General features: G+C 52.8%; 18 protein-coding genes and 1 tRNA gene (1 of these 19 running past the window's edge). 10 read left to right on the top strand and 9 right to left on the bottom strand.

The features are described 5' to 3' along the window. A protein-coding gene (locus tag ACKPCT_RS16935) for a triose-phosphate isomerase (protein ID WP_090072668.1) crosses the window boundary here: on the bottom strand, positions 1-493 show its 5' portion. It extends 293 nt beyond the left edge of the window; the window shows 493 of its 786 coding nt (coding positions 1-493); the start codon lies at positions 491-493; its stop codon lies beyond the left edge, outside the window. Positions 494-762: 269 nt separating this feature from the next. Next, positions 763-1,020 (bottom strand): hypothetical protein, encoded by a 258-nt coding sequence (locus tag ACKPCT_RS16940; protein WP_319567483.1) that lies wholly within the window; start codon positions 1,018-1,020, stop codon positions 763-765. A gap of 459 nt (positions 1,021-1,479) precedes the next feature. Between ACKPCT_RS16940 and ACKPCT_RS16945 the strand changes: the two genes are divergently transcribed. Next, complete coding sequence (locus tag ACKPCT_RS16945) at positions 1,480-1,746, top strand: abortive infection family protein (RefSeq protein WP_407652495.1); 267 nt, start codon at positions 1,480-1,482, stop codon at positions 1,744-1,746. Between the two features lie 147 nt (positions 1,747-1,893). Here ACKPCT_RS16945 and ACKPCT_RS16950 read toward each other — a convergent pair whose 3' ends face one another. Beyond that, positions 1,894-2,886: an AAA family ATPase gene (locus ACKPCT_RS16950; RefSeq protein ID WP_319567484.1), complete on the bottom strand. Its 993-nt coding sequence runs from the start codon at positions 2,884-2,886 to the stop codon at positions 1,894-1,896. Positions 2,887-3,213: 327 nt separating this feature from the next. Continuing rightward, the gene (locus ACKPCT_RS16955) at positions 3,214-3,765 is read right to left on the bottom strand and encodes a recombinase family protein (RefSeq protein WP_319567485.1); all 552 of its coding nucleotides are present in this window, start codon (positions 3,763-3,765) and stop codon (positions 3,214-3,216) included. 193 nt (positions 3,766-3,958) lie between these two features. Between ACKPCT_RS16955 and ACKPCT_RS16960 the strand changes: the two genes are divergently transcribed. Then, the gene (locus ACKPCT_RS16960; RefSeq protein WP_319567486.1) at positions 3,959-4,858 is read left to right on the top strand and encodes a DUF3800 domain-containing protein; all 900 of its coding nucleotides are present in this window, start codon (positions 3,959-3,961) and stop codon (positions 4,856-4,858) included. Positions 4,859-4,888: 30 nt separating this feature from the next. On the opposite strand, the gene ACKPCT_RS16965 is transcribed toward ACKPCT_RS16960, so the two are convergent. Then, complete coding sequence (locus ACKPCT_RS16965) at positions 4,889-6,574, bottom strand: site-specific integrase (protein ID WP_319567487.1); 1,686 nt, start codon at positions 6,572-6,574, stop codon at positions 4,889-4,891. A 99-nt stretch (positions 6,575-6,673) separates the two neighbouring features. Then, positions 6,674-6,763 (bottom strand) — tRNA-Ser (locus tag ACKPCT_RS16970). 362 nt (positions 6,764-7,125) lie between these two features. On the opposite strand from ACKPCT_RS16970, the gene ACKPCT_RS16975 reads away from it, so the two are divergent. Both ACKPCT_RS16975 and msrA read left to right on the top strand, forming a co-directional pair. Continuing rightward, positions 7,126-7,446 carry a hypothetical protein gene (locus tag ACKPCT_RS16975; protein WP_090072621.1) on the top strand — a complete coding sequence of 107 codons (321 nt, stop codon included), beginning with the start codon at positions 7,126-7,128 and terminating at the stop codon, positions 7,444-7,446. 118 nt (positions 7,447-7,564) lie between these two features. Beyond that, positions 7,565-8,206 (top strand): peptide-methionine (S)-S-oxide reductase MsrA, encoded by a 642-nt coding sequence (gene msrA, locus ACKPCT_RS16980; RefSeq protein WP_319567488.1) that lies wholly within the window; start codon positions 7,565-7,567, stop codon positions 8,204-8,206. 53 nt (positions 8,207-8,259) lie between these two features. On the opposite strand, the gene mepA is transcribed toward msrA, so the two are convergent. Continuing rightward, positions 8,260-9,264 carry a penicillin-insensitive murein endopeptidase gene (gene mepA, locus ACKPCT_RS16985; RefSeq protein WP_319567489.1) on the bottom strand — a complete coding sequence of 335 codons (1,005 nt, stop codon included), beginning with the start codon at positions 9,262-9,264 and terminating at the stop codon, positions 8,260-8,262. Positions 9,265-9,503: 239 nt separating this feature from the next. Between mepA and ACKPCT_RS16990 the strand changes: the two genes are divergently transcribed. Both ACKPCT_RS16990 and ACKPCT_RS16995 read left to right on the top strand, forming a co-directional pair. Next, positions 9,504-10,109, top strand: a complete 606-nt coding sequence (locus ACKPCT_RS16990; protein ID WP_139229259.1) for a DUF2799 domain-containing protein — start codon at positions 9,504-9,506, stop codon at positions 10,107-10,109. A 280-nt stretch (positions 10,110-10,389) separates the two neighbouring features. Beyond that, positions 10,390-11,310 carry a GGDEF domain-containing response regulator gene (locus ACKPCT_RS16995; protein WP_319567490.1) on the top strand — a complete coding sequence of 307 codons (921 nt, stop codon included), beginning with the start codon at positions 10,390-10,392 and terminating at the stop codon, positions 11,308-11,310. Positions 11,311-11,452: 142 nt separating this feature from the next. Here ACKPCT_RS16995 and lepA read toward each other — a convergent pair whose 3' ends face one another. Together lepA and ACKPCT_RS17005 are read right to left on the bottom strand one after the other, a co-directional pair. Beyond that, the gene (gene lepA, locus ACKPCT_RS17000; RefSeq protein WP_090072611.1) at positions 11,453-13,258 is read right to left on the bottom strand and encodes a translation elongation factor 4; all 1,806 of its coding nucleotides are present in this window, start codon (positions 13,256-13,258) and stop codon (positions 11,453-11,455) included. Between the two features lie 161 nt (positions 13,259-13,419). Further along, the gene (locus tag ACKPCT_RS17005; protein ID WP_090072609.1) at positions 13,420-14,532 is read right to left on the bottom strand and encodes a TRAP transporter substrate-binding protein; all 1,113 of its coding nucleotides are present in this window, start codon (positions 14,530-14,532) and stop codon (positions 13,420-13,422) included. A gap of 307 nt (positions 14,533-14,839) precedes the next feature. Here ACKPCT_RS17005 and ACKPCT_RS17010 point away from each other — a divergent pair, with 307 nt between their 5' ends. The 4 genes from ACKPCT_RS17010 (at position 14,840) to ACKPCT_RS17025 (ending at position 18,488) form a co-directional block, all read left to right on the top strand. Next, positions 14,840-15,331 carry an Lrp/AsnC family transcriptional regulator gene (locus ACKPCT_RS17010; RefSeq protein ID WP_090072607.1) on the top strand — a complete coding sequence of 164 codons (492 nt, stop codon included), beginning with the start codon at positions 14,840-14,842 and terminating at the stop codon, positions 15,329-15,331. Positions 15,332-15,585: 254 nt separating this feature from the next. Then, on the top strand, positions 15,586-15,825 hold the full coding sequence (locus ACKPCT_RS17015) for a FeoA family protein (protein ID WP_090072605.1): 240 nt from the start codon (positions 15,586-15,588) through the stop codon (positions 15,823-15,825). 93 nt (positions 15,826-15,918) lie between these two features. Beyond that, a complete protein-coding gene (gene feoB / locus ACKPCT_RS17020; protein ID WP_319567491.1) occupies positions 15,919-18,255 on the top strand; it encodes a Fe(2+) transporter permease subunit FeoB in 2,337 nt (778 codons plus the stop codon). Then, a complete protein-coding gene (locus ACKPCT_RS17025) occupies positions 18,252-18,488 on the top strand; it encodes a FeoC-like transcriptional regulator (protein ID WP_090072601.1) in 237 nt (78 codons plus the stop codon). The genes feoB and ACKPCT_RS17025 overlap by 4 nt, the downstream gene beginning before the upstream one ends. Positions 18,489-18,495 lie beyond the last annotated feature (7 nt).

Raw genomic sequence — 18,495 nt, forward strand, 5'->3', positions numbered from 1 at the left:
TAGATTTCTGTTCATATGACAGCTTGCCGAGCGCCCCACGGACCTGCTCCTCAAGAATATCGCGCGCGTGTCCAGCTTCTTTCTGTTCAAGAGTTTCCCCGATGCAGATCAGCGGTGTCAATCCATGACTTATGGCAGCTTTGGTTTTCAATCCGACTGTCTCATTGGTTTCGCCAAAGAATTTGCGCCGCTCCGAATGGCCCAGTTCAACCAGGTCAAGATTGCAATCGGTCAACATCAGTGGAGAGATCTCGCCCGTCCAGGCTCCAGCCTCCTCCCAATGCATATTCTGTGCACCAACTTTGACTGAGCTATTGGCCAATAAAGCCTTTACTTCGCGTACCATCGTAAAGGGTGGCACAACAAACCTCTGGATGCGAGGATCCCGCACTGGCTCGGCGGCCTTCAGATGATTGGCAAAGGCGACTGCCTCAGCCAACGTCTTGTTCATCTTCCAGCTCGTACCAATCCAGAGGTTAGGTGTAGGGGACATGCTTCATTTCCTTGCCACAGTAGCTTCAATCCTGCGTCCTTCAGATCCTCGGACACACTATTTTTTTGATTGTTGTCCGAGGCGGTCCACTCATGACCTATGAAATCAGATAAACCGCCCAGACAGAGCGCCGATATCGATGGCTCTACGCGCTACCAATCGATACATGATGGCCTGCCTTCGGTCTTCACCTCTCACGAGGAACCTCCACATCCGGCATTTCAGCAGATCCTTTCTGTTTTCGAATGATTTAGCACTGATGTTGGTGGTTATGGCTTGAGGCTTCTGCTCATCAGTGTTTGCGATTTAAGCTGCTTGTGATTGATGTTGCAAGCGGCGCGGTTGGATTGTCTTCTGCTTAATTCTTTCCCATTTTTCAGAATGGCCTGTCCTCGTCCGGAGTAGACGTCAACCGGGGCTAGATTGAGGGTGTCGGTGACATCATGAACCTTCATGATGGTGCACAACTTCCAAACCACCACATTGCAAGAGAAGTCGTCAAGGATAGCCTCGCGTCTCTTTTTCATGCATTCTCGCGCAGGGATTTTGCTTCGTCCAAAAGAATCACAGCAGCTTGCGAAAATGGCATAAGAGCGCTTCTTGGCTTGCCTCGGGTCCGTGCCCAAGCGCTCTTGCAATGTGGTGCGAGGTGTGCCGTCGGGCTTGACAATAAAGGGCCGTAGCCGGTCCGGCACGGTTACCCTTGCGCTTTACTGCCCGCGATAAAAATCGATGTTCTTACCTAGCTTTGCCATCTGCATAGCGACACTCATTTTGAAACAAGCTTTGTATCAAAATTTGTAGCATGCAGCGCATGAGGTCTAGATTGTATAGGGGAATCAAATGGGCAGCAGGAAATGGCGGAGAGACAGGGACATTCGCCAAACCGCAATAATTCTCAATTAATTCATACACTTAACTTCTCATTGCTTGAAGTAAGAGTAGCATAATCTTGTACCAGCATCAAGCCCGACTTGTACAGCGGTTTGTGCTACTGGGGGGGGTATGGGGGAAATTCTGAGTGCAGCGGCTACGATGGGGTTGATACAATTTTCTGGAGCAAAATTCACCGCTTACACTACATTGGTTCCCTTAGAAATAGGGGAGGCGATGCGCATGCTGGGCGAAGATCGCGAGTTGCCTACCAAGCTCGCCATGCAGCATTGACTGTAAACCTTGCTGGATCGATGGCCCTGTTTTTAATCGAAACATGGCAAGCGCAAAGCGAAAAAACAGATCGGAGCGAGCAGTAAAGGACCAGCCCCGATTATTATTCCTCTAGGAGAGAAATAAAATAATAATTGATCGGGACCGGCTATTCACTGGAGGTGTTGCAGCATGACACTACAACATCCTCCCACGTCGACATGCTGATAAGGCTGATAAGTCAGCCCTTGCGGTTATTCGTCCTGTTCACTGTTCGTCTTTCGCTCTGTTCGTACTTGATGGAAAATCTTGTTGTGTTCCCCTTGCTCCAGCCGTCCGCTCTTCATCGCCTTGCTGAATAGGCCGGACAGTTTGGGCTGACTGATGCCAAGGTGATCCGCCAACTCTTGCTGGTTGGCAAATTCTCGTGTTTCGAGCGCCTCGATAGCTTCTTCGACCGGGTCCACTGACGAGCCTCCGATGACTTGCCAGCCCAAGCCGCCAGTCTCCCCTTCGATCAGCTTGAGGGTTTGCCCCGGATTACCTCCGCCGCCACGATCTTTCTTGAAGTCAATCTCAATGACTGCGCCACTGCCACCAGGTGTACCTTGGGGCCGCGACACCTCAATGACCGTGTTCATGTTCTGGGTCATGCGGGATGTTCCGAGATAGTCCCCGTTTTTGCCTGCATGATGGACAAGCAAGACTGTGATGCCTGCGCTCTGCAGTTCACGAAAGAAGCTCTGAACGGGTAGCCACGTGGTGTCTTCGCTGATGGATGCTTCGGTGACGATGGAGCAGAGGTTGTCGAACACCACGACCTCGATGTCGTGTTCAAGGATCTGTTCAAGATACAGGTCTTGCGCTTCTCGGTCGTCAATCGAAGGGAGTGCCCCCTGCGGCCCAGTCCCCGAGCAAAGCATAAAGAAGTCAGGCAGAGGGCCACCATTCAGTGCAACCAGTCGGCTTTTCGTCTCCGCTTGGTTCATTTCGGCTTCAAAGTAGGCAACCCTTCTTGGCTCCGATGCCTCCCAGTCCAGCAGATCTCGACCGTTCGCGACTGCCAGAGCAACCGACATTGCAAACCAAGATTTGCCTATGCCTGTTGATCCATAAATCATGCAGAGAGAACCGGAAGGCAACCACTTGCCGAGCAAGTGTTCTGGCTCTGGAAAGTCCATCTTCATCAACTCCGAGCCTGCCCAGAGCGGTGGCAGTTTGGGGAGAGAGTTTGCATCAGTCTGCATCAGCACCCCTCCTCTTATCATTCTGCAATTGCTCAACGGCAAGCAGCAGAGCAAGCCGAAGCGCATCCACTTGTTTAGCATTTGCTCCGTTGCTGTTGAGATGATCGATGATAACCCCAAATCGGAAGAGGTCGGTCGCGTTAAGCCTAAACGTCAAGTTCTTTGTCTTCATGAGTTTCCTTGAGTGTGCTGCATGACAAATCCACCGCGAAAGCAGGTCCGACAGGGGTGGCAATTTGTGCATGCAATTGGTTTGTGACGATGAGGGCGCAAAAGGCGCTTTTCCCTCAATAGGCACACTCTTTGGGAGATCTCTTCAGATTGCCGTCAGGCGACAGCTAACGCCCGATAAACCGTCGCTTTCGACAGACCTGTCTCTTTCATGATCTGGGGCACGGTCTTGCCATCCTCTCGGGACTGACGGATTGCAGAAATAGTCTCTTCGGTCAGAGCTGGCTTGCGTCCGAACTTCGTTCCTTTCGCCTTTGCCTTGGCGATCCCGTCCATCTGCCGCTCTTTCCTGATGTTGGTCTCGAACTCTGCAAACACTGCAAGCATGCCCAGAAAGGCTTTCCCTGCGGCATCAGAGGTATCGATAGATTGATCGAGCACCCGAACGGTTACGCCCTTATTATCGAGCTGGCGGGTGATCCGCAGCAAATCCTCAGCACTTCGAGCCAATCGGTCGATGCGCGTGAAGACGAGTGTGTCACCCTCTCGCAGATACTCAAGGCATTGCTTCAGGGCCGGTCGGTTTGTGTCCACGCCTGAGCGCTTCTCTTCGAACAGCTTCTCAACTCCGGCTTCCCTGAGTTTGTTCTTCTGAACCTCCAACGACTGTCCAAGGCTCGACACACGCGCGTATCCAACAACGACCATTCTCACAACTCCTATAGCATTCCGAGAATTACGTTATGAGACATGAAAAGAGACCCGTCAAGAGTCTGTCGCAGAATGTATACTTTTTGAGAAGAGACGATTTACCACCCATAAGTTCACTTAAGAACTGCGAGTGAGTTTATTTTGTTTATTTGAAGATGTATAATTTACCCATACAATCAAAGAGGAAGTTATGAGTTACCAGTATGTACTATTTGTAGACGAAGCAGGTGACGACAAAACTGAAGCGCTTAAGCCTACAAATGCAAACGGAAACTCAGAATGGCTCTGTTTGGGCGGGTATCTCATCAAAGCCGAGCTGGAATCCGAACTAGATTCACGAAGAGACGCTCTTCTGCGAGAAATTGGCGGTCGTGATGGCGGACATCTACATTACCGGAACTACAAGCCAAGGAACAGAGTTAAGATCTGCGAAAAACTATCCACCTATTCGGCTCGAGCCTTCGTTGTTTGCTCATTCAAAAAGACAATGGTCGGCTATAGAAATCCTCGCGCCGAAAACAGCCAGACAGACCCGCGCCAGATACTCTACAACTTCGTTGTTCGCTTGCTATTGGAACGAGTTACGGAGTTCGTCTATGAGCACGCTCAGGCCAAAAAGCTTGAGAAACCTACTTTAAAGATCGTAATGGCAAGCAGGAGAGGGCACCACTTCGGGCACTTCGGGCACTTCAAAGAGTACGTGCAAAAGCTTCAAGACCAAGCACGGTATGGCAATACCTTCTTGAAGAAAAAACAAATTAAGCAAGACGTGTTGCAACAAGACCTAATTATTCGCGCCCCAGCAAGGTCTATGGCAGGACTTCAGCTCGCAGACGCCGTCGTTAGCGCGACATTCCAATCCATTGAGCAGATGTCACCTCACTATTTCGATCATCCTGCTCTTAAGCTTCGACGAGTAATTGCAAAAAAACGACCACATCCGAGAGTGCCACCAAAAGCGGAAGATTACGGAATGACGCTTTACCCCGCCAGAGAAGTTCTCGATTTGCTAAACGATGAACAGTGGCAATTCTTTTCTAGCTTTGGATATGATCGGGATTTCCTGCGCAAGAGCAATCGTCGAAAGTGATCAAGCATCTCAGTTATAGCCCTCGATACGCTACCCTGCGCATAGCCTCATCGAGCCGCTGGAGGCTGTATCCCTTGCCGTAGCGCCCCCAGACATGCCGCGTTCACCATGACCTTGCAAGGCATCCATAAGCTCCTTGGAGACGCCATTGTCGCGGCAGGCATCTTCGAAATTGTGTCGGAAGCTATGGAAGGACGTCTTGTCCCGCTTGGCTCCGACGCTTCGAAGGAACCGATTAAAGTGCTTTGAAAATGGCGAGGAATAATAGCCATCCTTGCCCTTCTTCAGGTCTGGAAAAAGCCGCTCAGCCTTCTCTGCCCGCCTACGCTCAACCAGTTTCAAGAACCCCATTTCGATCAGCTTGGGGTGTATCGGGATCAACCGCCACGAATTGAGGTTCTTCAGATGCTGATCCTCTTCTTCTGCATTGACGCTGAGATAGGCAATGCCGCCTTCCTCCTTCACGTCAGCCACCCGAAGCTGAATGATTTCTCCCATGCGAGCGCCTGAGAACCGACTGATCAGCGGCACCCAATAGATGCCAGCATCACGTGGCACGAGGTCTCCGGGCCGATTCCACTCACGAAGGGATTTGCAGCCCGTGTAGACGGGGGCCGAGAAGATCGCCTTCAATTCATCCATCGTGAAGGGATCACGGTCATCTCTGGCTCGCTTATTGATCTTCAGCTTTACGCCCTTGAAGAGATTGGCAGGGGTTTCATCGTATTGCCCCTCTGCCCACGTCCAGAATGAGCCGACAAAGCCAAGGATCTTGTTGACATTCCTGTCGGACATCGCGGCCAGACCAATCTTGTTGGCTTTCTCTGCCGCCTCTGTCAGCTTTGTGATGCCCTGCAAAGGCTTATGCTTGCTCCAATTTGGCGGGATCTGCATCAACGCGGCTTTGAATGCCCGGGCGTCCGCCTTGGTGTAGTCATCAAGAGGTCTGTCGCCTACGGTCTCGATGAAATGCTGCATCCAGACACGATGCTCTCGCTCTGTCTTGGCAACCCAGCTTGTCTTGGCCTTTTCTGCTGCCCAGTCTCGAACCGCATCGGACAACAAAATCACAGAACTTTGAGCGAACGGCTCTTTGTCAACAGCGGGCATTGGTGGCGTCTCGATGACTTCGCCTTCCGCCCTTTCAGCAATGGCTTTCTGTGCTCTGATAACCGCCTTCTGGTTCTCAATGACAGCCTTGCGAAGGCTCGGAGATGCAGGATCCAGCTTGATCCCCATCAGATCTTTCAGGAAATCTAGGGCGATCTCTTCGTCAATCGAGCGAACCTGCCCTCTGGCATAGTGCGCCTTGTGCAAGCGCATCCTTGCGTCAATACCCGAGCGATAATCTTCGAAGATTTTGGCAACATCCTCTTCGCTGAGTCCGGCTGACTGTCCGAACCCTCGCTCACGCATCCAATCATCAAAGTAGAGCCAGCTATGATAAGCCACATCACCGAACTGCTTTATCTGCTCATCAGACAGTTCTTTGGTCGGAGGCGCCGCTTCCAAGGCAAGCTTAGCCCGATGCTCATCGAAACGTTGATCGACTTCGACAGCCGCGATTCGAACAAGCTTCAAGGCTTCTCGGTAGTCCTTGGTCTTGAGCGAGAACTTCTCTTCGGTTTTTCCGTAAGTTTCTTGAATGTCTACCGGCACGACAGCGCGATGATAATAGGTAGCGTTGCGGCGGTATAAACGGGGATGGCCTGACATCTTTTCCATGGCTCCACTGTACCAGTTTGATGGAGCAACGAGAAGTCAAAGTGTTGACGTATCAAGATGTTATTGAAGTTATTGACCTTGGAAGGGTCATGGCGGAGAGACAGGGATTCGAACCCTGGAGACGGTTACCCGCCTACACGCGTTCCAGGCGTGCGCCTTCGACCACTCGGCCACCTCTCCGTACCTCAAGTGTGGGCGCACTATAGCCAAAAAAAGCACGAACGCAAGCCACTAAACTTCAATCTGTTGACAGAAAACACAGCTTCCTTTGCAAAGGTGGCTAAAACGCTGTTTTGCTGGTGTTTTTTAAGTGTAAAGACGGCCCCTTACGCCACGAAAAAGGAAAGACGCATCAAAAGTGATCCTTCAGCAGGCTGACGCGACACGTTATCCCTTGTCAATTTTACGGATCTTTCTAAAATAAAAACTTCCAACCGATTTGTAACAAATATGATATTGATGCGTTCATTCTCTAAAGTATATTGCATTGAGGGCAGACTGCTGCTCTGGCCGCAAGGCAGTGATTTGGAAAGGCTGGTTCGTTGAGAGTCATTCGTTTTCTGTTTTCCTTTATCGGACTCTGGATCTGCGCCCTGTCTTTATTGGCTCTGGTGCTTGATGGTGTCCGTTCGATCGCAGCCAATACTATTGTGATGAAATCACTGGGAGATACCTGGTTCGAGATCAATCGGGACAGCCTCGTCATGGCTCAGGCTTTCATCCAGCGCACGGTTCATCCGCTGATCTGGGACCCTGTTGTGCAGTGGATTCTGATGGCTCCGGCATGGCTGGTCGTGGGCGTAATCGGCATGCTCTTTGTCTATCTAGGGCGGAAGCGACGCCCGAAAGTGATCCGTATCTAGTGCGTGGCCCTACAAGCAGATAGAAGTTGAGGCGCGTAGGCCCACCTTGCCCCTTAGCCTTAACAGACCTATCTGTGATGTTCATGCTATTATGCTTGATCAGCAAGAGGAGACGATCATGTTCGGATTTCAACGTGCGAAAGCGGTAATGGTCAATCCAGAAGAGGCCCTGCTTGGACGCTCTTCGCCGCTTGAGACAGCTCAAACCCACTTCGTGCTTGGTCGACCTCTGCAGCCGCCCTTCCCCGCGTCTTGTGAAGAGGTGCAGTTCGGCATGGGCTGCTTCTGGGGGGCAGAGCGTGTGTTCTGGCAGCTTGAAGGTGTTTACGTGACCGCTGTTGGTTATAGTGGCGGCTATACGCCCAACCCGACCTATGAGGAGGTATGCAGCGGCAGAACCGGCCACGCCGAAACTGTTCTGGTGGTCTATGATCCCAAGCTGTTGCCATTCGAAGCTCTTCTCAAGCATTTCTGGGAAAATCATGATCCGACGCAGGGGATGCGTCAGGGCAACGATATTGGCACGCAATATCGCTCGGCTGTTTATGTCACCTCAGACGAGCAGCTCATGGCCGCAGAGCATGCGCGACAGGATTATCAGGACGCGTTGGCGGCGCAAGGGTATGGCGCCATCAGCAGCGAGATCAAGCGCAGCGGTCCCTTCTACTATGCCGAGGACTATCACCAGCAATATCTGGCGAAGAATCCGAACGGCTATTGCGGCCTTGGAGGCACAGGCGTGAGTTGCCCCGGCCAATAGCTCCATCGGCGCGGGGCAACGTCTGTAAGCAAACTTTCAGGCAAACCTTGAAATCAATAATATAGCGGTCGCGGCTTAGGCAGGACCGTCAGGGTTCTGTCTGCCTCTATGGGCACATAAGCCGCATCGCCAATCTCGGATGAGGCGACAACAGCGCCTGGTGTCGGGGCTGCGGCCAGAACAGCGCGACAGGCATCGGGCAGATCTGCCAGTGTCACGGCACGTTTCTTGACTACCGGTTTTTTCGGATCTGGCTTTTTCGGTGTCCATGGCGCATCAGACAACCACCAGGCCAGATCTTTGCCGCAGCCGTCACCCGCAGGCGGCGGCGCCTGATTTTTACATCCCGCTTGGCCCGGAGGACAAGCAAGCCGGACATGGAAGTGATAATGGTGGCCATACCATGGACGCACCTGTCGCAGCCAATTACGATCACTTCCGGCCATGTCGCACAAGACCTTCTTGATACCGGGATGCACGAAAATGCGCGCAACCCCGGGCGTAGATGCTGCCCTCTTGATCAGGCGAAAATGGGCTGCGGTGAATTTGTCGGGATCGACGGTGCGCGTTCCGCTCTTGAGCATGGAAATGGCCGATACAGATTCGCGCTCTTTTTTAGAGAAGCGGCCCGCAGGCATGGGGCGCAACCAGATATCCGCATCCAGACCGATCTGATGGGATGCGTGCCCCGATGTCATGGGGCCACCACGGGGCTGGGCAATGTCTCCCACCAAGAGGCCATTCCAGCCGTCATATGCCTTGGCATCGGCCGCCAGCTTCTCCAGAAAATGAATGAGAACCGGCTGCCCCCAGTTGCGATTGCGCGACAGGCGCATGGCCTGCCATGCGGGTCCGTCAACGGGCAAGGCGACGGCCCCGGCCTGACACCCCTTGGCGTAGGAGCCTATGGCACGGGCCTGCAAATTGGCAGGAAGTTTCTCTTTGCCAAACAGCACCTTGGCTGGCGTTTGCGCCAAGGCTTCATCCTTGGTGCCAAAGGCAATCGACAAGGAAAGGCAGCCAGCCAACAGGGCAAAACGGCTGATCCATCTGGGCATAAAGGGCGTCTCCCGCCCGTCCGCTAAAATCGCCTTGTCCCTCTTACTTGCTGCTCGATATAATCGCATGGTGCAACTCCGCCTCGTGAAGGTTTCCATGATTGCGATCCTATACATAAATTGTTAACCATATATAGAGCGCGGGAAAATTTCTTTCATACTTGACTCATGCGCGCTTCGAGCAGAGCATCTGTTACGGGATCTATCTGAAATTCAAGTGATTTTACGGATTTCGAGCCTTGAAGACTTTTAAAAGACGAGACATCACCATGCGCAGCTTCCCTGCCCTTTTTCTGTTGTTGCCCCTGTTGGCTGGCTGCGCGAGCCTTTCTCAAGAGGAATGCCAGACCGGCGACTGGGGTGCCGTTGGTGCCAATGACGCCATGGAAGGACGCGATGCCACGCGCTTTTCCGAGCATATCGAAGCCTGCTCGAAATATGATATTGCGCCAGACAAGAAGCTTTACGAAATCGGCTACCAAAAAGGCCTGAGAAGCTACTGTACTCCGTCAAACGGTTTCTCCGTCGGGCGGAACGGCTATTCCTACCGTCAGATCTGTCCTCCAGCAAGCGAACCGGAATTCATGCGCGGCTATTTGCGCGGCAGTGCCTTGCATGAAACCGAAACCGAAATTGCTGAGAAAGAGCAAGAACTGACACGCCTAAAAACCGAACGAGCCGAGCTGCGCGCTTCCAAAAAGGAAGACAAGAAGCGCAAGAGCCTCAGACGCGTTGCCCGCGATATAGACGCTCTGGAGTGGGACTTGCACCGCTTGCGTTTCAAAAGAGATCGCGCCCTTGTTGAAGCAGATCACTTTCTTCAGACAATAGAACCCGTCATCTAGGTACAAAATCTCCTTAGACGTGTACTAAAAGCTTGAATCCGCCTTGGTTGAAGGGCGGGTTTCTATACATTTCTTTCGCGAATTTCCTTATCAAATTAGGCAGTTGCAAGATTTTCTTTATTTTCTTCCGCTTTAAAGCGTGATCAACAGCTTTCTCGATCTCCTGTTCAGAATTTCTTGTAAAATTCCCACTAGGGTCCGAGGAAAGCTGAAGCATTTCTCGTGAAGTAACCTCCCGAGAATTGAAGGGGACATTTGGCAAAAGGGCGCTAAGAACTGCATGAGAATCGTACTGGTTGAAGACAACGACGAAGATCGCGAAGCAATCCGCACCATTCTCGAACAGAGACGGGAGAGCGTTTTTGCCTTTCATTGTGGCGATAGCGCCTGGGAATTTGTGCAGAAAACCCCCGATATTGATGTTGTGATTGTCTCTCTGAATCTTGAAGACGCATCGGGGTTGGAAATCTGCTGGAACTGCCGCATCCTGGCCGCCGAGCGCAAAGCCATGTATGTGGTTGCCATCTCAGAATATACCAACGCCGATATGCTGGTGGAAGCTCTGGATAGCGGCGCAGACGACTTTCTACATAAACCCCTTCAGGAAGATATTCTTTTGGCCCGTTTGCGTGTGGCCGAGCGCGTTATCATGCTTCAAAAGCAGTTGGTACAGCTCGCAAACCGTGACCCCATGACCAATCTGTATAACCGACGCGCGTTCTTTGAAAAGGCCCACGCCTTGATAGAAAAGCAGGGGGACGCCCACCCCGTCTCGGCGATCATGTTCGACATTGATCACTTCAAGTCCGTCAATGACCGCTTTGGTCATGATGTCGGAGATCAGGTTATCAAGACCGTCACCAAGATCGCTCTTGGTGAAAGCGACTTTATCGGCAGGCTTGGTGGCGAGGAATTCGCCGTGCTCATTCAGGGTCAGAGCTTCTTTGCGGCAGCCTGTGCAGCCAATCGCATCCGCGAGATGATCGAGAACACCACCATTATAGCCGAGGGCAACAAGGTTCAGATCACATCCAGCTTTGGCGTTGCGCGCCTTCAGGAAGGGGATGATATCTATGCCCTGCTCAAGCGGGCTGATCGGGCGCTCTATCGTTCCAAGAATAACGGGCGCAATATGGTGACAATTGATCGATCACAAGCGGCTAAAAGAAGCGATATCTCCAGCTGTTGTGCCGCCCAGTAAAGGCGCGGTTCAGGCGTTTGCCTTTGCGCCTGTTCCGTCAACCAGATTCCCCAGCCGCTGTTTTGGCGATCGGGCTATAAAAACGGGCCGTGATGGGCCCGTCTTTCCAAATCCTCATTTCAGAAGAAACACCTGACGCCGCTCAGCTATCCATCTTGAGCGCGGCGATGAAGGCTTCCTGCGGAATCTCCACCTTGCCGAACTGGCGCATCTTCTTCTTGCCGGCTTTCTGCTTTTCCAACAGCTTGCGCTTTCGGGTGGCGTCACCGCCATAGCATTTGGCCGTTACATCCTTGCGCATGGCGGAAATTGTCTCACGGGCAATGACGCGGCCACCGATGGCGGCCTGAATGGGTATCTTGAACATGTGGCGCGGAATGAGATCCTTAAGCTTCTCGCACATGGAGCGGCCACGGATTTCAGCCTGAGAGCGATGCACCAGCACCGAAAGTGCATCCACCGGTTCGTCATTGACCAGAATCGACATCTTCACCAGATCACCCGCGCGGTAATCAGCAAGCTGATAGTCAAAGCTGGCATAGCCCTTGGAAATGGACTTGAGGCGATCATAGAAATCGAACACCACTTCGTTGAGCGGCAGATCATATTGCACCATGGCGCGGGAGCCGACATAGCTTAGGTCGGTCTGCACGCCTCGCCGCTCCTGACACAGCTTCAGAATGGCGCCCAGATATTCATCCGGCGTCATGATATTGGCTTTGATCCATGGCTCACGGATTTCCCTGATGCGTACCACATCAGGCATGTCTGCCGGATTGTGCAGGGTGATCATTTCATCATTGGTCATCTCCATCTCGTAGACCACGCTCGGAGCGGTGGCGATAAGATCGAGATCGAACTCGCGGGAAAGACGCTCCTGAATGATTTCCAGATGCAAGAGGCCAAGGAAGCCGCAGCGGAAACCGAAGCCAAGCGCAGCGGATGTTTCCATCTCGAAGGAAAAGCTTGCATCATTGAGCCGCAGCTTGCCCATGGCGCCGCGCAGATCTTCAAAATCATTGGCATCAACCGGGAAAAGGCCACAAAAGACCACTGGCTGCGCAGGACGGAAGCCAGGCAGCATCGTCTCGCATGGGCGCTTGACATTGGTTATGGTATCACCAACGCGCGTATCAGCCACTTCCTTGATCGACGCGATCAGGAACCCGACTTCGCCGGGCGCAAGAACAGGCACGTCCGTCATCTTGGGCCGGAAGATACCGATACGGTCCACATCATAGGATGCTCCGGTGCCCATCATGCGGATCTTGTCGCCCTTCTTAAGCTCCCCGTCGATGATGCGCACGATAACCACAACGCCCAGATAGACGTCATAATAACTATCAACCAGCAAAGCCTTCAGCGGAGCTTCCTTGTCGCCTTCGGGCGCGGGAAGACGCTTCACGATGGCTTCCAGAGTCTCCTTGATGCCGATGCCGGATTTGGCACTGGCTTCAATGGCCTCCGAAGCATCGATACCGATCACGTCCTCGATCTGTGCACGCACCCGCTCTGGCTCGGCGGCAGGCAGGTCGATCTTGTTGAGAACCGGCACGATCTCGTGATCATTGTCGATGGCCTGGTAGACATTGGCCAGCGTCTGCGCTTCGACCCCCTGAGAGGCGTCAACAACCAACAGCGAACCCTCACAGGCAGCCAGAGACCGGCTGACTTCATAGGCAAAGTCAACGTGACCCGGCGTATCCATCAGGTTGAGCGTATAGGTCTCCCCATCGTCCGCCTCATATTTCAGAGAAACGGTCTGAGCCTTGATCGTGATGCCGCGTTCCTGCTCGATATCCATGCTATCGAGCACCTGTTCGCGCATCTCGCGCTCAGTGAGCCCTCCAGTATACTGGATCAGGCGGTCGGCAAGCGTGGACTTCCCATGATCGATATGCGCGATAATGGAAAAGTTGCGGATTTTGTCGAAGCTTTGTTTGGTCATGGCAGCGCTTATACCCTTAGCTCTTCCATGAGAGAAGAGGCTTTTTGATGCCTATGTCATGGCTTGGGCAAAATATCCAGTCAGAAATGCAAAAACCCGGCCGTAAAAGACCGGGTTTTTAAAAATTACAGGTCCAATCGTGTCTGGACGCGGTGAAAAGGCTAGATCAGGCCTTTTTCAATCGCCATCGCCCGCATGCGTACGATCTCCCATTCGGCATTCATGATATATTCGCTAGCGATATCGCGATATTTCAGGAAGCTGTCATAAATCTCGCCAGCAAGCGGGGAACTGTCAGCAACCTCTTCAAGCACGCCTTTTGATTCCTTGGCCATGGCCATCATCAGTTCCTCGGGAACCTTGTGCATCTGGACGCCTTCCTTGGCCAACAACGGACGCAAGGACATTGCATTGTGATACTGGTAGTCTGCCATGGTTTCGAGCGCTGTGGACTGGGCAGCCTCCTTGACAATCGCCTTCAGATCCTCAGGCAGTTCCATGAACTTGTCTTTGTTGACGATGATCTCGAGCCCCGCGCCAGGCTCATGGAAAGCAGGCATGTAATAGTGTGGAGCCACCTTATAAAGACCGAAGGCCAGATCATTCCACGGGCCGACCCATTCGGCCGCGTCAATGGTACCATTCTGCAAGGAGGTGAAAATATCCGTTGCCGGCAGCATGATGACCGAAACCCCAAGGCGACGCATGACTTCGCCGCCAAGGCCGGCGATGCGCATCTTCAGGCCTTTCAAATCATCAAGGCTTTTGAGCTCCTTGGCAAACCAGCCACCTGCCTGCGTGCCAGACGCACCGGCATAGAAGGGGATCACGTTGAAGGGATCGTAGGCTCGTTCCCACAGCTCCTGACCACCGCCGAAGCGCAGCCATGCTGCATGCTCGATCTGAGTGAGGCCAAAAGGAACGCCGGTATAGAAATGGAAAGAAGGATCCTTGCCCTGCCAGTAATAGGAGGTTGCGTGGCCGATCTCTGCCGCTCCACTGGAAACAGCATCGAACACTTCAAGGGGGGGCACAAGTTCGCCAGCACCAAACACCTTGATTGTCAGGCGACCGCCAGACATCTTGCCGACACGCTCTGCAAAGCGAACACCATTGATGCCGACCCCTGGCAACTGTTTGGGCCAGGACATGGGCATTTTCCAGACAATCGACTCGCTGGCCTTGACGACGGCCGGACTGGCCAACGTTGCTGCGCCACCGACCGCAAGCCCGGTCAGAACCGAACGGCGATCAAGTGATCCACCTTTTCTCATTAAATTATCCTCCGACTGTGAAAAGAACGAGAAACTATTGTTATTTTGTAAAGCATGCTTGCACGACCTAAAGGCGAGCGCAAGATCTGGTCAGCGCCAACCATTTCATTTCCTCATACAAATGCCCGGACAGGTATTTTTTGTTATCCTCTTTTGGTTTATATCTCGAACAAATGAGTGGATTACCCGATAATGTGCGCCGCAATATCGCACTGACTTGGTTTGATTAACGCGCAATTTCCTGTAACTAGTAAGGCTATTGTGGAATAATGTTTCGTATTCCCATTTGAAACAAGGATCAAAAAGCGTGCCGCGCAAAAGCTCCAAGCTCGATCGAATTGATCTGCATATTCTGGATGAGCTTCAGAAAAACGCCCGTATTACAAACAAGGCTCTGTCGGAGATCGTGGGACTGTCACCCAGCCCCTGTCTGCAGCGGGTCAAGCGGCTGGAAGATATCGGTCTGATCAGTGGCTATCTCGGCCTGATCAATCTTGAGGCTCTGTGCCGCCATGTCACCGTGATTGCGACGATCACGATACGCGATCACGATCATTCGATTTTCTCGACATTTGAAAAGGCCATTGCCGAACTGCCCGATGTTGTCGAATGCCTCAAGATGAGCGGGTCATTTGATTATCTGGTGCGGTTTGTCTGCACCGACATCCAGCGCTATCACGCAGTGACCGAAGACCTGCTTGTGCAGGTGGGCGGCAAGATGCAGATCGCTAGTCATGTTGTTTTGGACCAAACCAAACAATATCATGGGGTCGACCTTGAAGAACTCGTTCATGGATAAGTGATTGCTTTGTCTTACTTTAGAATAAATCAAAACTAATATAAGTTCATATACTTAACCCGATAGTCGTTATCAATTGATTCAGTAATAATTTGTATCTTTTTTTCAAGTTTTTTACTTTTTTTGATGCATATCAATTGACATTGAGCTTGATTAGCAGGATGAATTTGCAAGTCATTCTCAATAATTCGAACATCTGCCGTACGGGGAAGCCGACAGAACGTCCGATCCAAGTGAAGAAATGGAGTCAGTCGATGATTGCTACTCTTAATGATCTCACGACCGGAGATCATGGTCGTATCGCCAAGCTGGATGTAGCCAACCGAGCGTATAAACAGCAATTGATGGCCATGGGCCTGACCCGTGGAGCCGAATTCACGGTTATGCGCATTGCACCTCTTGGTGATCCAATCGAAATCAAAGTGCGCGGCAGTGCTCTGTCCTTGCGCAAATCTGACACCATCGGTGTCCAGATCGAGACCGACGACCGCTAGACCCAAGTCCTCCATTTCTTAAAAACGTGTTCGCTTTCCAACGTTGTCCTCCATCGGACAGCGAACGATACCTTTATATTCAAGAGACCGCTTATGACAGATATCCGGATCGCTTTTGCAGGAAATCCTAACTGCGGCAAGACCACTCTCTTCAACGCCTTAACGGGCGCACGCCAACGCGTGGGCAACTGGCCCGGTGTCACGATTGACCGGAAAGAAGGGCATTACACCCACAATGGTCAGGAAGTCGCCATTGTCGATTTGCCCGGCACCTACTCACTTGATACCACCTATTCAAGCGGTCTGGATGAGGCCATCGCCCGAGACTATATTCTGGATGGCGAAGCCGACCTTGTCGTCAATATCGTTGATGCAGCCAATCTGGAACGCAACCTCTTCCTGACCTCCCAATTGCTCGACATGCGCGTGCCGATGATCGTCGCCTTGACCAAAACAGGCCTCGCGCGCAAGGAAGGCATCGAGATTGATGCGGATACTCTCTCCAAGCGGCTCAAGGTTCCGGTCATTGCGGTTGATCGCAAGGATCGCGTGAATCAGGGGCGCCTCAAGGATCTGGTCGAACAGGCTGCAAAAGCAAAAGCCATCAGCGATGTCGCCATCGAGTATGATCCGGAGCTTGAAGTGGTTCTGGAGCGCCTTGAAAGAAAGTTTTCCGATCTGGCCAAAATCAATAGCGTGCATCCCCGCTGGCTGGCCGTCAAATCGCTCGGCGGTGATGGCAAGGCTCTGTCCTTTCTCGATCCGGGAGCCAGAACTCTTCTGGATCATGAACTGCACCAGATTCAGGAGCAGAATGATGAAGATGCAGACCTGCTGATCGCGGATGGCCGCTATGGCTTTGCCAATATGCTGGCCCAGGACTCCATCCGCCATATCCGTCAGGTGCCTCGCACCTGGACTGAACGCATCGACAGCATCGCCCTTAGCCGTATTCTGGGCATTCCGATCTTTCTGCTGATCATGTATGTCATGTTCCTGTTGACCATCAACCTGGCAAGCGCCTTCATCGACTTTTTCGATATTCTGGCGGGCACGGTGATTGTTGATGGTCCGGCGCACTGGATGGCCAGCATGGGAATGCCGGAATGGCTCATTGCCCTTTTGCCAAACGGGATTGGCGTAGGTATCCAGACGGTTGCCACCTTTGTGCCCGTCGTGGCCTTCCTGTTTCTGTTCCTCACCTTTCTTGAAGAAAGCGGCTATATGGCGCGCGCGGCCTTTGTGGTTGACCGCGCTATGATTTCTGTAGGTCTACCGGGAAAAAGCTTTGTGCCCATGTTGCTCGGTTTCGGCTGCAACGTACCGGCTATCATGGCATCGCGCACGCTGGATAATCCGCGCGACCGTATCGTCACGGCGCTGATGGCTCCCTTCATGTCCTGCGGCGCCCGCTTGCCGGTCTATGCCCTGTTCGCTGCGGCCTTCTTCCCGACCGGTGGTCAGAATCTTGTCTTCCTGCTGTACATCATCGGTATTCTCTTTGCGGTCTTCACCGGGTTGGTGCTCAAGAAAGCCGTCTTTGGCGGCAAGGCGCTGCCATTCCTGATGGAGTTGCCCCCTTATCAGCTGCCGAGCCTGTCTTCAGCGCTGATCCGCACATGGGACAGGGTGAAACAATTCATCCTTGGCGCAGGCAAGGTCATCGTCGCCGTGGTCTTCGTGCTCAGCATTCTCAATTCCATGGGCACGGACGGCAGCTTTGGTCATGATGACAGCGAACACTCCGTATTGGCCAATATCGGCAAGTCGCTAACCCCTGTTGTTGAGCCTCTGGGGATTACCGAAGCCAACTGGCCCGCCACCGTCGGCCTCTTTACCGGTGTGTTTGCCAAGGAAGCCGTTGTGGGCACGCTCAACTCGCTGTACAGCCAGATTGACGCCACCAACGCAGAGCTCGCAGCAGTGGAAGAGGAAGAGTTCGATTTCTTTGGCGGCATTGCAGAAGCTTTCGCAACCATTCCAGCTAATCTTATTGATATGACGAATGCCTTTGAAGATCCGCTAGGCATGAGCGTTGGCGATGTTTCCACGCTGGACAGCGCTGCGGCCGAGCTAGAAGTCGACAACAGCACATTTGCAGCAATGATCACACGCTTTGACGGCAAGGTGGGAGCCTTTGCCTATCTGCTCCTGATCCTGCTGTATGTTCCATGCGTGGCAGCCGTCGGAGCCCTGTTTCGTGAAGTCGGACGCACATGGACCCTGTTCGGCATCGGCTGGACGACCATGCTGGGCTATTGCACCAGCGTCTTCGCCTATCAGGCGGGCACCATCGCGCGCCACCCGCAAAGTTCCGTCATCTGGATGATTTCAATGGTCGCAGTCGTCGCAGTCGTCGTTGCCGTGTTGCATATTATCAGCCGCAACACTCCGCAAGGCCCCGGCAAACTGGCAAGGAGTTCGCTATGATTCTGTCAGACGTCAATCGCTATCTCCGGGAGCGGGGAAGAGCCAACACCTCCGACATTGCCACCCATTTTGGCGTGGCGCCGGAGGCTGTTGAAGGCATGTTGCAAATGCTTGAAGCCAGAGGAAGGGTGCGTGCCCTTCCTGCGGAAACCTCCCCATGCGGCAGCAGCTGCTGCAATTGCTCCATCAGCAAATGCTCCAGCCAGATGTGGGAAACGATGCAGCGGCACTAGGCCCGCC

The sequence above is a fragment of the Cohaesibacter marisflavi genome (genome assembly GCF_963665895.2).
Lineage (GTDB): Bacteria > Pseudomonadota > Alphaproteobacteria > Rhizobiales > Cohaesibacteraceae > Cohaesibacter > Cohaesibacter marisflavi.

Coding starts and splice junctions, on each gene's coding strand:
- mepA (WP_319567489.1), bottom strand. CDS start 9,264: ATGCCCAGATGGATCAGCCGTTTTGCCCTGTTGGCTGGCTGCCTTTCC.
- ACKPCT_RS16955 (WP_319567485.1), bottom strand. CDS start 3,765: ATGGTCGTTGTTGGATACGCGCGTGTGTCGAGCCTTGGACAGTCGTTG.
- ACKPCT_RS16950 (WP_319567484.1), bottom strand. CDS start 2,886: ATGCAGACTGATGCAAACTCTCTCCCCAAACTGCCACCGCTCTGGGCA.
- ACKPCT_RS16940 (WP_319567483.1), bottom strand. CDS start 1,020: ATGAAAAAGAGACGCGAGGCTATCCTTGACGACTTCTCTTGCAATGTG.
- ACKPCT_RS16965 (WP_319567487.1), bottom strand. CDS start 6,574: ATGTCAGGCCATCCCCGTTTATACCGCCGCAACGCTACCTATTATCAT.
- ACKPCT_RS17005 (WP_090072609.1), bottom strand. CDS start 14,532: ATGAGAAAAGGTGGATCACTTGATCGCCGTTCGGTTCTGACCGGGCTT.
- ACKPCT_RS16995 (WP_319567490.1), top strand. CDS start 10,390: ATGAGAATCGTACTGGTTGAAGACAACGACGAAGATCGCGAAGCAATC.
- msrA (WP_319567488.1), top strand. CDS start 7,565: ATGTTCGGATTTCAACGTGCGAAAGCGGTAATGGTCAATCCAGAAGAG.
- ACKPCT_RS16960 (WP_319567486.1), top strand. CDS start 3,959: ATGAGTTACCAGTATGTACTATTTGTAGACGAAGCAGGTGACGACAAA.
- feoB (WP_319567491.1), top strand. CDS start 15,919: ATGACAGATATCCGGATCGCTTTTGCAGGAAATCCTAACTGCGGCAAG.
- ACKPCT_RS17015 (WP_090072605.1), top strand. CDS start 15,586: ATGATTGCTACTCTTAATGATCTCACGACCGGAGATCATGGTCGTATC.
- lepA (WP_090072611.1), bottom strand. CDS start 13,258: ATGACCAAACAAAGCTTCGACAAAATCCGCAACTTTTCCATTATCGCG.
- ACKPCT_RS17025 (WP_090072601.1), top strand. CDS start 18,252: ATGATTCTGTCAGACGTCAATCGCTATCTCCGGGAGCGGGGAAGAGCC.